The following is a 14,106-nucleotide window of genomic DNA, read 5'->3' as shown; positions in this document are numbered from 1 at the left end:
AGCTGCTTGTTCAATCAATTATCTTTGCTCTTTTCTTATTTGTTTTATTCTTTGTAGTGAAGCTTTTTTTTGTGCTGTATGCTGGGGTGTATCATAATGCCATAGGCGAGGTAAAGGGCTTTGGTGAGTATGTTACTACCTTTATGAATGGATTGCGCTATGATTCAAGGGCTGTAGCGACTTTTGTTGCTTTGTATTTTTTCATTGGTTTATTGTTTTTTTGGACACAAGCTCGGTGGATATTTTTGTGGATTTATGCGATTTGTGTTGTATTTTTAGTGTTTTTTGTAGGGATTGCAGAAGTTGTATTTTATGAGATTTTTGATGATGTATTTAATGCGCATCTTTTAGGCTTAATCTTTGATGATAGAAGAGCTATCTTTCAAACCGGCATAAGCGGAGAATATGGCATCAGCACCAAAGTGATTGTATGGCTTATATTTTCACTTATATTTGCTTATTTTTATACAAAAATCTCTGGCAAAATCACGCGTGAGTATGGCTATGACCCTCTAAGCTCTATACATTCCCGCTCTACACGCAACGAATCTTTTCTCTCTGCGATTATTTGGTTTATTATTTTTGCACTTTTGATGCTTTTTAGCATTAATTCTGGCTTTAGTATTAAAGGCGTGAGTTTAGACCAAGCAGTAAAGCCCGTGGAGAATCCTTTTTTGCGTAAGGTTTCAGTGGGCGCAGCTCGTGATTTATATCTTGTATATCGTGGCTATGCAAGGATTTCAAATTCCCATTTCAGTGATTACACTTCCCAAAGTCCGCTTGAGGTAGTGAGAGAATATTTTGAGCTAGATGGAGAGCAGACACAATATGATTTAAGGGATTTACTCGCTAAAAAAGTAGCAAATAATAGCACAGGAAAGATTGATCATATATTTTATATCATCGCAGAATCTCTAAGTGAATGGCATTTTGATAAAGAATTTGATGAAATTGGCTTAACTTCAGGATTAAAGTCTTTACTTACAGATTCTCACGGAGCAAAGATTGGCGTATTTTTAGAAAATGGAGGTGGCACCATTAAGAGCCTAGATGTGCAGCTTACAGGGTTATTGCAGACAGAAATACCTGTAAATTCCATTGTGGGCACACTGCAGCCTTTTGTGAGCGCGCCGGGTGTGGTGATGAAAGATTTGGGCTATAAAACAAATTTCTATTATGGGGGGAGCGGTATTTGGCAAAAGCTTGACCAATACACTGCTGCACAGGGATTTGAAAAAATGTATTACAATACGCATATTATTGAAAATGCAAAATTCAATGGCTATCCTACCCCCTATGAGGGCTTGTGGGGAGCATATGATCATTATCTCTATAGTTTTATACGCGATAATACCTTTAAAAATAGAGGCACGCCAAGTTTTAATATGATTCTTACAACCTCTAATCACCCCCCCTATGATGTGCCTTTAGAGCAATTTAGTGTGCCGCTTGATTTGATAAAGCAATTCCTTGAACAAGGGAATTACGACAAGCAAGATGTGCGACTTTTTGGGCATATTTGGTATCAAGATAAGATGATTACGCAGTTTATCCAAGAAGTCTCGCGTGTATTGCCAGATTCTCTTTTTGTTATCACAGGGGATCATTATGATAGAGAATATCCAAAAACAAGCACTTCGATTAAGGTAAGCAATACAATTCCATTCATTATCTACTCTCCTATACTTGAGATTAAGAAAAATACAAATATTGGCTCACATATTGATATTTTGCCAAGTATTTTAGAGCTTACCGCGCCTAATGGCTATGTATATCATAGCTTTGGTACATCTCTTGTGGGGAATAATGATATTGCGCTTAATGAGAAAAATAGCGCACTTGGGTATTTTGCAGTTGCCACAGATAGATTTATTGCCAACAAAGATACTATTGAGTATTTTCATAGCACGGCAGCTTATCAAGATGATGAAGAGCTTGCCAAATCTCTCTATAAGCGACTAGAGCAAGCTACTGCGTTAAGTTGGTGGATTCTTAAAAATGGCTATGAGATAAAAGAGCCTTAAATTATGCTTTTACGCGAAAGTAGCGATGGAAGCTTAAGCGCGTATAATGCACTTTTTGATGAGTGCTATCATAGTCTTAAAGATGGCGCATTAAGCGAGACACTTCATAAACATATTTACCCCTCTTTGATGCATTTAGTAAGCATAAATAAAAGACTTTCTTCTATTATAAAGCACGATGCTACCTCTTTAGAATCAAGCACATATCAAGGCATATTACAAGATTCAAAGTATCTGCCAAATGAACTTTGTGTTTTAGATATATGCTTTGGGCTAGGATATAATAGCTTCACGCTTCTTGCATTTTTAAATCAAATGGGCTATGAGGGCAAAGTCAAAATCTACTCTCCAGAGCAAGATGAGAGTCTTTTTAGTGCCTTGCTTGATTTTAGCTATCCTCCATTACTTGCTCCATACAAGAAGCATATCAATGAGATTTTGTTCTTTTTTGCCAATGCCCCAACGCACACTTTAAACACTTACAATACAGCTTTTGGCGAGATAAAAAGTGAGTTTTGTATCTATAAAGGCGATGCGCTTGTTATGCTTCATCTCCTTTTGCAAGAGAGTTTTCATATCATCTACCAAGATGCGTTTAGTCCAAAGAAAAACCCCACTTTATGGAGCGAGGAGTATTTTTGTATGCTGTATAGACTTTTGCACCCACAGGGCATTATTACCACTTATTCTCAAAGTTCGGCAGTGATAAAAAACGCATTAAAAGCACAATTTAAAGTATATAATTATGAAAGTCATATTGTGCGCGGTGGTAGCGTAATGGGCAAGAATCCCATTCATCTCCCCTCTCTTAAGGCTCGCTGATTCTTAATAAGGATATATCTCCCCTCTTTATTCGGTATTCACACCTCTGTGGTGCTAATACCATATTTCTCCTCAAGTTTTTTACCAAAATTAGTCGCAAAGCCCTCGCAAAAGCGCATTCCATAGAGAATCACAAACCACGATACATAAATCCATAGCATTAAAAATAAGAAAATTGAAATTGGACCATATACGCTTTTATAGGTTTGATTATAAAACACATAATACACAAATCCCCATTTTGTCAGTAGCCACACAGCAGTGGTAAGCACACTTGAGGCAAGAAGAGAAAGAAGCTTTAAGGGCTTATTGGCAGAGAGTTTAAAAAGCAGAAAAAAGATTGCCCAAGTGATGAGATAAGGCACAAAATCAAGCACTATGCTTAAATCTGCTGTGTCTTTGAGTGTTTTTTGAACCTCTGTGCTAAAATAAATCGAAAATGCCAATGCAATGGGAAAAAGTGTAATCATCGTCCAATACATCACAAGAGAATCAAAAAACTTGCGTGGCTTGGAATTAAACATCTTTGCGGCAATGTATTCATAGTTTCGAAAGAACATAATAGAAGCTACAAGTGTGTAACCAAGCCCCATCATACCAAGTGAAGAGCTATTTTGCATAAAGGTATCAAGGTATTGTGAAATCACTTCTGTATGCGTAGGGAGAATATTTGAGAGGATTAAATCGCGGATTTGCTCTACTTGAGATTGAAAGTTAGGCAAATTAATAAAAATAGAAAAAAAGATAAGCAAAAGTGGCACGATAGCAAAAATCGTATAAAAACTAAGTGAGGCAGCATAAAAGCTAAGCTCCTTATCGGCTACAAAATCCCAAATACTCTTTATTTTATCCCATAGGATAAAAAATAAAGTGCGCCCTTTTGTAACAATGATTTGAATAAGTCGCTCTTGTGCTACTTTCATTTTTTCTCCTAGTGGCAGCTTGTAGCGGCTACATAGCCATAAGATTCTATCATTGCTACATCATCTTTAGGTGCTTTGCCATCGGTAGTGAGATAATCTCCTAGCACCACAGCATTAATCCCTGCTTCAAAAAGCGGTTTTTGATTATCACCAAAAACAACCTCTCTCCCACCGGCAATCATTAATCGCGCATTAGGGAGAAATTCACGCGCTAATACCACACACTCTAACGCTTCATCTTTGCTTAAAGTCTGCATAGGCAAGGGCAGAGCGTCATTAGCAATGTAAAAATTAATCGGTGAGCTATGCGGGGAGAGAATCTGCAGGGATTTTAAAAGCTCGATTCTATCACCCCAACTCTCCCCCAATCCAAAAATACCACCAGAGCATAGTCCAAGCTCCGCTTTGAGCGTATTTTCGCAAGTCTCAAATCGCTCAAGCCAAGTATGTGTGCTGCAAATATGCGGAAAAAAGTCTTTTGAAGTTTCTAAATTATGATTATAGCTATCCACGCCATTTTTTTTGAGGTATTTAAGAGAATCCAAATCCGCACTCCCACAACACGCGATAATATGCAATCCTAAATCTGCTTCTTTAATCGCATTTGCAGCTTTGGCGATGTATTCGCATTTATCGCTTTCTAATGAGCGTCCCGCTGTTACAAGGCAAAAGCCTAATGCGCCATATTCGCGCAAAGCTCTTGCTTCTTGTAAGATTCTATCAATAGGTTTATTTTTATATTTTTGAATCTCTGTGCCATAATGCGCACTTTGTGTGCAGTATTTGCAATCTTCCGGACAATCCCCAGAGCTTACATTGCAAATACTGCATAAAAATATTTCATTGCTTGCCATTTTTGAATCCTTAGTTTGGTGAGTGAAATAAATGTGTTAAAAATTGGCATTGTAGCAAAAAGTCTTTAAAGTTATGCTGTGATAGAATCCTCCTCAAATAAGTTTTAAGGGATAAAAATGAGGGCTTTAAATGTGAGTGAGCTAAACGCGCAGATTAAGAGCATTTTAGAATCTACTTTTATGGATATTTGTGTGCAAGGCGAAATAAGTAGCGTGAAGATTCACACGAGCGGACACATTTACCTAAGCCTCAAAGATGAGCATTCCTCTGTGCGTTGCGTGATGTTTAAGGGTAATGCACGTCATCTCAATATCACACTTGAGGTAGGGCAAAATGTGCAAATAAGTGGCTCAATTAGTGTTTATGCGCCTAAGGGTGAGTATCAAATTCTTTGCAAGAGCATTACTCTTGCAGGTAGAGGCGAGTTAGCCCTTGCTTATGAAGCACTCAAAAATAAGCTTCAAGCAAAGGGTTATTTTGATACCTCTCTCAAAAAACCATTGCCTCCATTTCCTAAAAAAATCGCCCTCCTTACTTCTGCTACGGGTGCGGCAAAAGAGGATATGCTCAAAATCGCAAAAAAACGTTGGGAAAATATACATATCACACTTTTTAATACGATTGTGCAAGGGGTTGAGGCAAAAGATTCTATTGTGCATAATCTTAGGCTTGCTGATAGCTTTTTTGGCACGAATGAAGCGTTTGATGTGATTGTGCTTTCTCGTGGTGGAGGAAGCATAGAGGATATGTGGGCGTTTAATGAAGAATGCGTAGCCCAAGCGATTTTTGAAGCAAAAACGCCCATTATCTCTGCAGTAGGGCACGAAGTTGATGTATTTATAAGCGATTTTGTCGCTGATGTCCGCGCTCCCACGCCTTCAGCGGCTATGGAAATACTTTTGCCTGATAAAAATGAATATTTGCGTCATATTGATGAGATGATGAACGCATTTATTTTTGCGCTTAAGCGGCATATTGCTCATAAAAGTGCAATGTTAGAGCAAATGCGTGAGCATTTTTACCATTATAATTTTCACTCCCAATACAGCGCAAAAATGGAGCAGATTCAAAACTTAAATGTAATGATAGAGCAAAGTTTAAAAAGCATCTTACAAGAGAAACAAGCTCAATGCGAAAATACATACACAACACTTATTCATCATTTGCAACACAAACTTCGTAGTGCGCAGAGTCAATATGAGCGTATTTTCGAGGCATTGAGTGCGAGTAATCCTACTTTGCTTTGCGCGCGTGGGTTTGCGCAGGTAAGTAAAGATAATATCCCACTTACACTTAGTGCTTTGCATAAGGGCGATGAGTTTTATTTGAGTGATACGCATACAAGCATTAAGGCTTTGTGCTTAGATGTGGAGCAAAGTGAGCAATAAAGCGATGTTTTAATGTGTGAGGTTTTATAATCAAGGCAAAAGAGATTCTAAAATTTAAAAATAAAAATCTACCCTAAGATTCTAAGAATCTCTTAATAATCTTAATATCTCCTTGCAATACAAATAAAATCGCGTGAGAGGCAAACCTCTTATAAAGCGTTGTCGGGGATGAGTGGTATATAAGGGAGTGAGATGTATATCATCAAGCCGACTTCATTTAAGCCAGCTCATAAGATTTCTGCTCACCCTTATAGAAAAGAATCAAAAAAGATTGTAGATTTTTTTTGATAATATAATTTTCTAGAAATTTAGAAGTTTTATAAAAAAAGAATCAAATAAACCATAAGCAAAATGGGGTAGAATCTAGGTTCTGCGTGAGAGTTAGTCCTTAGAATCTAAAGTCTCTAAAATATAAGCTTTCAATGCAATACAAAAGAAAGGATAAAATGACAACAACCAAAGATGTAGGGATTTATGATATAGCCATTATTGGCTTAGGCGTAGCAGGGAGCAATTTGGCAGCGCAGCTTCAGCCTCATCTTAAGGTAATTGCACTTGATAAAAAAGATGATAAAGGGCATTGCTTTGATAACTTTTTCCATAAGCCTTGTGGGGGACTGCTTTCAGAGGGTGGGCAAAAGGCTTTAGCAAAGCAGGGCTTAAATCTCCCTAGTGATGTGCTTGTTACTCCGCAAATTTTTGCTATTAATACGATTGATTTTGGCTACAAGTATGCTTCTTATATACAAAAAAGATATATTAATATGGAGCGGCATCGCTTTGATTTATGGCTTAAATCGCTTATTCCTCCTCATATTCATACCTTTCATCGCGCCTATTTTAAGGGTATGAAGCAAGAGGGGGGATTGTATAGTATTTCTTTTAGACAAGAAATGGGAGAAATAGAGGAAACTTGCACTCAACAAATGAATATAAACGCACAATTTTACACTTGCAAAGCGCGTATTGTTATAGGTGCAGATGGAGCAAAAAGCCATATTCGCCATTTGCTTTATCCGCAGCTTAAAACCAAAAGCCTTGTGTGCATTCAACAATGGTATAAAGAGCATAATAAGCCTATGCTTTCGTGTATTTTTGATGCAACGCTCACACCTAGTTATAGTTGGAGTATGTCAAAAAATGATTATTTTATTTTTGGCGGAGCTTATCCTCACGCGCATTGTAAAGAGAGCTTTAGCACCCAAATAGAGCGGCTTAAAAGTCTTGGTTTTGTCTTTACAGATGTGCTTAAAAAAGAGGCGTGTTTGGTATTGCAACCTACGAGGTGGAAGGATTTTGTGCGTGGAAAAAATGGTGTGTTTTTAGTAGGCGAGGCAGCGGGATTTGTGAATGCAAGCACTTTAGAGGGCATTAGCGGGGCATTACATAGCTCAAGGATTCTAGGTGAGATATTAAATAGCATAGAATCTCTTGATAAAAACAATAAACAATTCATACAAAATTTGCACAAAATTTATGCAAGGCGCACACGATTGCTTACCCTCAAAACGCTTTTTCGCCATTATGTGCGCTACCCATTTATGTTTGTTATACCTATAAGACGTTTTATTTTGCGCTTTGGTTTTTTGAGGATTTGCAAAGGATTAGAGCAAGGTAAAATTATTTAAAAATAATGATGTGTTATTTTATATGTGAGGGGAGCAATGAAAAAGGATATATTTGAAGTCAATATGTCTCATTTTAACCCCTCGCATTTTGCCCCCAAACTTCCACAAGATGTGCTTTTTATCTTGCAGACTTTGTATAATGCTGGATATGAAGCCTATATCGTGGGTGGCTGTGTGCGTGATATGATTTTATGTGAGCTATATCATACCCATAAAATGCCAAATGATTATGATATTGCTACTTCGGCTTTGCCTAAGCAAGTGAGTGCACTTTTTGCGCATTCTATCCCCACAGGTGCAAAATATGGCACAATAAGTGTGATTATAAAATCTCATCAATATGAAATCACAACTTTTCGCATTGATGGGGCTTATCTAAATGCGCGCTCCCCCCAAAGTGTAAGATTTACGCCCTCTTTGAGTGAGGATTTAAAACGTAGGGACTTTACAATTAATGCCCTTGCTTATGCACCCCACACTGGGCTTATTGATGAAGTGGGTGGAGTAGCAGATATTGTGCATAGGCGCATAATGTGTGTGGGAGAGGCGCGTTTGCGTTTTACTGAAGATGCCTTGCGAATCTTGCGTGCCTTGCGCTTTAGTGCGACACTTGGATTTTTAATAGAATCTACTACTAAGGAAGCGATTTTAGACAATGCCCCCTTGCTTTTAAAAGTGGCAAAAGAGCGAGTGCGTGTGGAGCTAAGCAAGCTCTTAGGTGGGGAATATGCGTGGAGGGTTTTGAGTGATTTTTTACCCCTGCTACATATAATAATCCCACAACTCCCTATGCAGTGTGATTTTTCGCTTCTTCAATATATGCCTAAAGATAAAGAAGAGTTAGTGTGGAGTTGCTTTTTGCACCCTTGTGCGCCATATGCTAAGGATATTTTAGAATCTTTAAAATTTAGCAATAAGTGCAAAGAGCGTATTCTCACACTTCTTAAGTTCTATGATATGCCATTTACTATGAATATTGTGGAGCTACGACATATTATTGTGGAGCTTGGTGGGCGAGTGAATGCTCAAAGTGTGCTAGAAGATGTTGTAGTTATCAAACAAGCCTTATTGCAAAGCCAAAGAGAGAGGGAGAGCTTAGAGGATATAACAAGAGAGGGTATTAATAGAGGGCAAAAAGAGCAGGTGAAGGAAATGGCAAGAGAACTTGAGCGCTTTAATTTGCTTTTGCACAATGTGCTTTGCTCTACAATGCCTCTAAGTCTTGGGGAATTATGTATTAATGGAGCGGATTTAAAAGGTATAGGTATAAAAGAGGGAAAGCGTATGGGGAGATATTACAAACTCTTTTAGTGCAAGTGCTTGAAGAGAAAATAGAGCATACGCCCCTTGCTTTACTTGCTTATGCGCAAACACTTAAAAAATCTTAGAAATTTACATAATTTTTATTTTCAAGATAACATAAAAGATGGTAGTTAAAATCTTTATTCAAGCTTTTAGAATCTCATCACAACTCGCATTTGTAGTCCTGCACCATTTTTGCCACTTAGGGGTAGCACCATACCTTGCATTTCATTTTTGTTGCGCACTAAGCCCGTATTTTGTATGAGAAATCCCACCGGGTCCATAAGTAGCAAAATGCTTTTTCCTAAGATTCTAGAGCCTAGGAGTCTATCTTGATTGGCGTGTATGTGGAGTGTGGCACGATAAAAAAGCTCCCCAAACATTGAGCCAATAGCGGGAGTAATGACTAAATCCTGCCACGAGGGCACTTCTGCAAAAGCTTCAATGCCATATTCCCAAAAAAATGCAGAGGCAAGAACGCTGTATAAAGCAGATTCTGCCCAACTAAATCCTGCCACACGCGGCTGCATATAATACACTGCTCCCCAATAAGGGTGCGTAATCCAATTCAAAAACCAATCATCTGCATCAACCACCGGTCCTTGTGCTGTTTTTCTCTTCCAATTTTGTCCCAAATTAACTATCTCATCTCTATTCCAATTTGTTACAGATTCAGGCATAAGATACAGCACTCCTGCACCTACAAGTGTGCCACCAAGTATAATGCCTGTGCCAATAGCAAGATAAGCCCCTTTGTTGGCAGGCTCATAAAAATAAGATTGAGAGGGGGAGGGATTTTGCAAGGAGTTATAGTCAAGCTCTTCGCTAAAAAGCATTAGAGGAGTAAGTATGAGAGCAAGAAACAAACGCCATTTGCGCAAATATTGGGTATATTTTATATAAAACATCTAGAATCTATGGAAATATTTTGCTAAATTAAAAAAAGAGCCAAAAGCCCAACATACTGCTATTACCTTGTTTCTTATCATTTTTATCCTTGCTTTGCTTTAAGATTGTTAAAAATTCAAAGCGAATCCTAAAATCATCATCGCATTTTTTTTTGATTGATCAAATCTTGTGAAAAATGCTGCTTGACATTGCCATAGAGATTTACAAAAAGCGCGGGATCTTTGATGTAAATTTCATTATGTTCATTTTTTGCAATGATTCCTTGCTGAAACATTTTGTGCAAGATTCTACTCAATGTCTCGATTTTAATATTAAGCTCACGCGCAATGATTTGTCGCTGCATTTGATTAAAATAATCAAGCTTTGTGTATAAAAAATATGCTACCTTAGAAGCGCTATCAAAAATTTCTCTAAAATTCACAACATTTTTAAATACAATCATCTTATCCATAAATTCACGCATTAGCGCATTACTTATCTCTATATTATTCAAAGCAAGAGAATGGAGCTTATCAAGCTCAAATATCACAATTTCACTTGGTCTTATCCCACGCACATTCGCAGCTGTTTCATAAGGCACAAAATCACCAAAGGCATTAATAAGTCTTTTTCCTTGCGCACTATCATCTACATAACATAAAAATAATTCATTGTCATTTTTATCCATTTTATATAACTCTACCTTACCTCGCGCAAGAAAACACGCATAGTTAATAAGCTCACCCTCATAATGTAAGATAGCATTTCTTTCAAGATAATGTAATCTAGCAATGGCTATTAAAGATTCTAAACTTTCCTCACTCATATGTGCAAAAACGCTAATTAAACCTAAGGCTCTTCTTTTCATCTATCCTCCAAAGTCCCCTTGTTTCAAACGCGTTATATTAGCAAAAATAGCCAAATAATAATAAAATTCCATTCATTTTGGTATCAAAAAATAAAATTTTTGTATATTATATACACAAGAGTGGGAGTGAAGGAGTGAAGATATATGGAGTATGATGTTTTGGTTATTGGGGGCGGACACGCGGGATTGGAGGCAAGTATTGTAAGTGCAAAAATGGGGGCAAAAACGCATCTTATTACGCTTCTTATACAGAATCTCGCTCTTGCAAGCTGTAATCCTGCTGTAGGAGGGCTTGGCAAGGGGCATTTAGTCAAAGAAATAGATGCCCTTGGGGGCGTTATGGGAGAAATCACCGATAAGTGCGGGATTCAATTTCGTATTTTAAATTCTTCCAAAGGTCCTGCTGTGCGTGGCACAAGGGCGCAAATTGATATGGATAGGTATAGTATTATCGCAAAAGACATAGCCCTTAATACCCCTAATCTTACTCTCTCACAAGAGAGTGCAGAATCTCTTATCTATGAGCAAGATTCTACGGGAAGATATGTGGCTAGGGGCGTGATAACCAACATCAAAAAAACCTATTATGCAAAAAAGATTATTCTTACTACCGGCACATTTTTAAGAGGACTTGTGCATATAGGAGAGACAAAGCTTAGCAATGGGCGATTTGGTGAGCTAAGTCCGCAGAATCTTAGCATTTCCTTGCAAGATATGGGGCTAAAGCTTGGGCGATTAAAAACAGGCACTTGCGCAAGGCTTGATGCTAGAAGCATTGATTTTAGTCATTTAGAAGTGCATAGAGGCGATGAGAATCCGCCACATTTTAGCTATAAAACAAAGCATTTTAATCCTACGCAACTCCCTTGCTATGTAACTTACACAAACGAAAATACACATCGCATTATTCGAGAGAACTTTCATCGTGCGCCACTTTTTACAGGACAAATTGAGGGGGTAGGACCAAGGTATTGTCCAAGTATTGAGGATAAAGTCAATCGTTTTGCAAGCAAGAGCCGCCACCAACTCTTTTTAGAGCCTCAAACCAAAGAGGCGGTGGAGTATTATATTAATGGACTTTCCACCTCGCTTCCTATTGATGTGCAAGAAGATGTGATTCATAGCATTGCTGGTTTAGAAAATGCTCATATTACGCGCTATGGCTATGCGATTGAGTATGATTACATTGAGCCTACCGAGCTTTATCACACGCTTGAAACAAAAAAATGCGCCAATCTCTTCCTTGCAGGGCAGATTAATGGCACAACAGGCTATGAAGAAGCTGCTGCACAAGGTATTATGGCGGGAATTAATGCCGCACTTTCCCTCAAAGGAGAATCCTTTTGCCTCTCAAGAAATGAAGCTTATATTGGTGTGATGATTGATGATTTAGTAACTAAAGGCACAAAAGAGCCTTATCGTGTTTTTACCTCACGCGCGGAATATCGCCTTTTATTGCGTGAAGATAATGCGTATCTGCGACTTGGAGACTATGCGCGCCATTTTGGCTTAATCGATGAGGCGCGTTATAATGAGATTAAAGCAGATAAATCACATATTGAGCATACTTTGGCGTATTTACAAGATACTTATCTTACGCCAAATGCGAGTAATCTTGCTCTTCTTTCTTCTCTCCACCTCCCACCCATTAGCGATAAAACGTTGCTTATTCATATTATCGGGCGTCAAATGTGTGATTTTCATACTTTACGCACATTGCTTAAGCATTGCGGAGTAGAAAATGTGGATTCTATGAGTGAGAGTAGCTTGGAGCAAATTTGCATAGAATCTAAATATTTTGATTATATACAAAAACAAAAAGAGCAGATAAGCCAAATGCAGCAAATGCTTCAAGTGGAGATTCCGCGCGATTTTGTATTTGATAGTATTCCCGGACTTAGTCTTGAGGTAATTGAAAAACTTAAGCTTTTCACGCCAAAAAGTCTTTTTGAGGCGAGTGAAATTAGCGGTATTACGCCCGCAAGCATTGATGTCTTGCATTTGTATATTCATCTGCACCATAAAAAAATGGCAAAAATTTGATACAATCATATATCAAAATAAAGGGGCGCATATGAAACATATTAATAGCATTAAAAATTATGCGATGGTTGGAGGGCTTGGCGTAATGGCTGTTTTTGCCCTTAATGCGTGTGATAATGGCAATACAAATGATGTGAGCAATGCCTTACAAAATAGCCAAAAAAATGGCGCTTTTGTTGTTATAGAAGAGCAGCCCGATGGCACTTATAAGGTGCTAGAGGAATACCCAAGCGAGCAAACACGTGTGATGCTTAAAGATGTTAATGGGCAAGAGAGAATGCTCTCTCAAGCAGAGATTGATGAGCTGATTAAGCAAGAAGAAGTGGCTATTGATGCGGGGCAAAGTCAGCTCACTAACCCAGATGGAGGAGGGTTAGGGCTTGGTGGAGCAATCCTTGCAAGTGCCGCAGGAGCAATTCTTGGAAGCTATATTGGAAATAAGCTTTTTAATAATCCAAATTATCAAGCAAACGCACAACGCAACTATAAATCACCCCAAGCTTATGAGCGAAGCAAAAATAGTTTTAATAATGCGAGGGCAGGCACAGCAGGTAGCGCAAGTAAAGCAAGTAGTGGTAAAAGCGGCTTTTTTGGAGGCAATAATAGCTCTCAATCCACAAGCACAAATAAAAGCACTAGCAGTATGGGGGGCTAATATGACAATTACTCATCTCTCACTCCCTGATGCAAATGTTTTAGAATCTATGGGGCTTACTTGGCACACAGACAGCGATAATAGTTCTTATTTAAGCGATGAGTTGATACATATCAGCCAAGCGGAGGCAGAGGCATATTATGAGGCAGGAAATGAGCTTTATGATATGTTTGTAGAGGCTGGGGAATATGTAATAAAAAATGATTTATTTTTTGAGCTTGATATTCCTCCTAGCCTCATTGGCGCGATTAAGCAAAGCTGGGAAGAGGAGATTCATTGGCATCTTTATGGGCGATTTGATTTGGCTGGTGGGCTTGATGGAGTGCCTATTAAGCTTTTAGAATTTAATGCTGATACGCCCACTATGCTTTATGAAAGTGCATTAATGCAATGGGCATTACTCAAGCACAATGGGCTTAATGAAGAGGCGCAATTTAATAATATCCATAATGCTCTAAGTGAAAATTTTAAACGACTTATCACACTTGAGGAGGATACCCTGCGCTTTTATGAGCTGTATGAGGATTGGAAGATTCTCTTTTCTTGCGTTCCAAGCTCGTTTGAAGATGTTACTACCACACGATTCTTAGAATATGTGGCAAGAGAATCTGGTTTTACCTGTGATTTTGCGCCTATTGATGAGGTGCATTTCTCTCCCACAGAAGGATTAAGCCATAATGGTGTAAATTATGAATTTCTTTTTAAACTTA

The 14,106-nt window shown here is 38.2% G+C and carries 12 protein-coding genes; 8 read left to right on the top strand and 4 right to left on the bottom strand.

Annotated features, from left to right (window positions below):
* Together J1E28_RS05925 and J1E28_RS05920 are read left to right on the top strand one after the other, a co-directional pair.
* Positions 1 to 2,024, top strand: a 2,024-nt coding sequence (locus tag J1E28_RS05925) for an alkaline phosphatase family protein (RefSeq protein WP_291027737.1), incomplete at its 5' end; no start/stop codon positions are given.
* Between the two features lie 3 nt (positions 2,025 to 2,027).
* Positions 2,028 to 2,846: an MnmC family methyltransferase gene (locus tag J1E28_RS05920; RefSeq protein ID WP_291027735.1), complete on the top strand. Its 819-nt coding sequence runs from the start codon at positions 2,028 to 2,030 to the stop codon at positions 2,844 to 2,846.
* A gap of 38 nt (positions 2,847 to 2,884) precedes the next feature.
* Here the strand turns inward: J1E28_RS05920 and J1E28_RS05915 are convergent, their stop codons facing one another.
* Positions 2,885 to 3,769: a YihY family inner membrane protein gene (locus J1E28_RS05915; protein WP_291027733.1), complete on the bottom strand. Its 885-nt coding sequence runs from the start codon at positions 3,767 to 3,769 to the stop codon at positions 2,885 to 2,887.
* A gap of 8 nt (positions 3,770 to 3,777) precedes the next feature.
* Positions 3,778 to 4,656: a biotin synthase gene (locus tag J1E28_RS05910; RefSeq protein ID WP_291027738.1), complete on the bottom strand. Its 879-nt coding sequence runs from the start codon at positions 4,654 to 4,656 to the stop codon at positions 3,778 to 3,780.
* An 84-nt stretch (positions 4,657 to 4,740) separates the two neighbouring features.
* Here J1E28_RS05910 and xseA point away from each other — a divergent pair, with 84 nt between their 5' ends.
* The 3 genes from xseA (at position 4,741) to J1E28_RS05895 (ending at position 8,951) form a co-directional block, all read left to right on the top strand.
* Positions 4,741 to 6,012, top strand: coding sequence for an exodeoxyribonuclease VII large subunit (xseA, locus tag J1E28_RS05905; RefSeq protein WP_291027731.1), 1,272 nt, complete (start codon positions 4,741 to 4,743; stop codon positions 6,010 to 6,012).
* Positions 6,013 to 6,458: 446 nt separating this feature from the next.
* Positions 6,459 to 7,640 (top strand): FAD-binding protein, encoded by a 1,182-nt coding sequence (locus tag J1E28_RS05900; protein ID WP_291027728.1) that lies wholly within the window; start codon positions 6,459 to 6,461, stop codon positions 7,638 to 7,640.
* A gap of 36 nt (positions 7,641 to 7,676) precedes the next feature.
* A complete protein-coding gene (locus tag J1E28_RS05895) occupies positions 7,677 to 8,951 on the top strand; it encodes a [cytidine(C)-cytidine(C)-adenosine (A)]-adding enzyme (RefSeq protein ID WP_291027726.1) in 1,275 nt (424 codons plus the stop codon).
* Positions 8,952 to 9,094: 143 nt separating this feature from the next.
* Here the strand turns inward: J1E28_RS05895 and J1E28_RS05890 are convergent, their stop codons facing one another.
* On the bottom strand, positions 9,095 to 9,850 hold the full coding sequence (locus J1E28_RS05890) for a DUF3943 domain-containing protein (RefSeq protein ID WP_291027724.1): 756 nt from the start codon (positions 9,848 to 9,850) through the stop codon (positions 9,095 to 9,097).
* Positions 9,851 to 9,987: 137 nt separating this feature from the next.
* Positions 9,988 to 10,698 carry a Crp/Fnr family transcriptional regulator gene (locus tag J1E28_RS05885; protein WP_291027722.1) on the bottom strand — a complete coding sequence of 237 codons (711 nt, stop codon included), beginning with the start codon at positions 10,696 to 10,698 and terminating at the stop codon, positions 9,988 to 9,990.
* A 144-nt stretch (positions 10,699 to 10,842) separates the two neighbouring features.
* Between J1E28_RS05885 and mnmG the strand changes: the two genes are divergently transcribed.
* The 3 genes from mnmG to J1E28_RS05870 all read left to right on the top strand — a co-directional run.
* The gene (gene mnmG / locus J1E28_RS05880) at positions 10,843 to 12,741 is read left to right on the top strand and encodes a tRNA uridine-5-carboxymethylaminomethyl(34) synthesis enzyme MnmG (RefSeq protein WP_291027720.1); all 1,899 of its coding nucleotides are present in this window, start codon (positions 10,843 to 10,845) and stop codon (positions 12,739 to 12,741) included.
* A 31-nt stretch (positions 12,742 to 12,772) separates the two neighbouring features.
* Positions 12,773 to 13,396, top strand: coding sequence for a UPF0323 family lipoprotein (locus tag J1E28_RS05875; protein ID WP_291027718.1), 624 nt, complete (start codon positions 12,773 to 12,775; stop codon positions 13,394 to 13,396).
* Between the two features lies 1 nt (position 13,397).
* Positions 13,398 to 14,106: glutathionylspermidine synthase family protein (locus J1E28_RS05870; RefSeq protein WP_291027716.1), on the top strand; the 709-nt coding region annotated here is incomplete at its 3' end.

The organism is Helicobacter sp. (assembly GCF_022511165.1).
Lineage (GTDB): Bacteria > Campylobacterota > Campylobacteria > Campylobacterales > Helicobacteraceae > Helicobacter_C.
Note: the sequence above shows the minus strand (reverse complement) of the source record. Positions and strands in the feature narration are given on the sequence as shown.

Excerpts from the sequence above, each read along its gene's own strand:
- J1E28_RS05920 (WP_291027735.1), top strand. The coding sequence starts at position 2,028 with ATGCTTTTACGCGAAAGTAGCGATGGAAGCTTAAGCGCGTATAATGCA.
- J1E28_RS05915 (WP_291027733.1), bottom strand. The coding sequence starts at position 3,769 with ATGAAAGTAGCACAAGAGCGACTTATTCAAATCATTGTTACAAAAGGG.
- xseA (WP_291027731.1), top strand. The coding sequence starts at position 4,741 with ATGAGGGCTTTAAATGTGAGTGAGCTAAACGCGCAGATTAAGAGCATT.
- J1E28_RS05900 (WP_291027728.1), top strand. The coding sequence starts at position 6,459 with ATGACAACAACCAAAGATGTAGGGATTTATGATATAGCCATTATTGGC.
- J1E28_RS05895 (WP_291027726.1), top strand. The coding sequence starts at position 7,677 with ATGAAAAAGGATATATTTGAAGTCAATATGTCTCATTTTAACCCCTCG.
- J1E28_RS05890 (WP_291027724.1), bottom strand. The coding sequence starts at position 9,850 with ATGTTTTATATAAAATATACCCAATATTTGCGCAAATGGCGTTTGTTT.
- J1E28_RS05885 (WP_291027722.1), bottom strand. The coding sequence starts at position 10,698 with ATGAAAAGAAGAGCCTTAGGTTTAATTAGCGTTTTTGCACATATGAGT.
- mnmG (WP_291027720.1), top strand. The coding sequence starts at position 10,843 with ATGGAGTATGATGTTTTGGTTATTGGGGGCGGACACGCGGGATTGGAG.
- J1E28_RS05875 (WP_291027718.1), top strand. The coding sequence starts at position 12,773 with ATGAAACATATTAATAGCATTAAAAATTATGCGATGGTTGGAGGGCTT.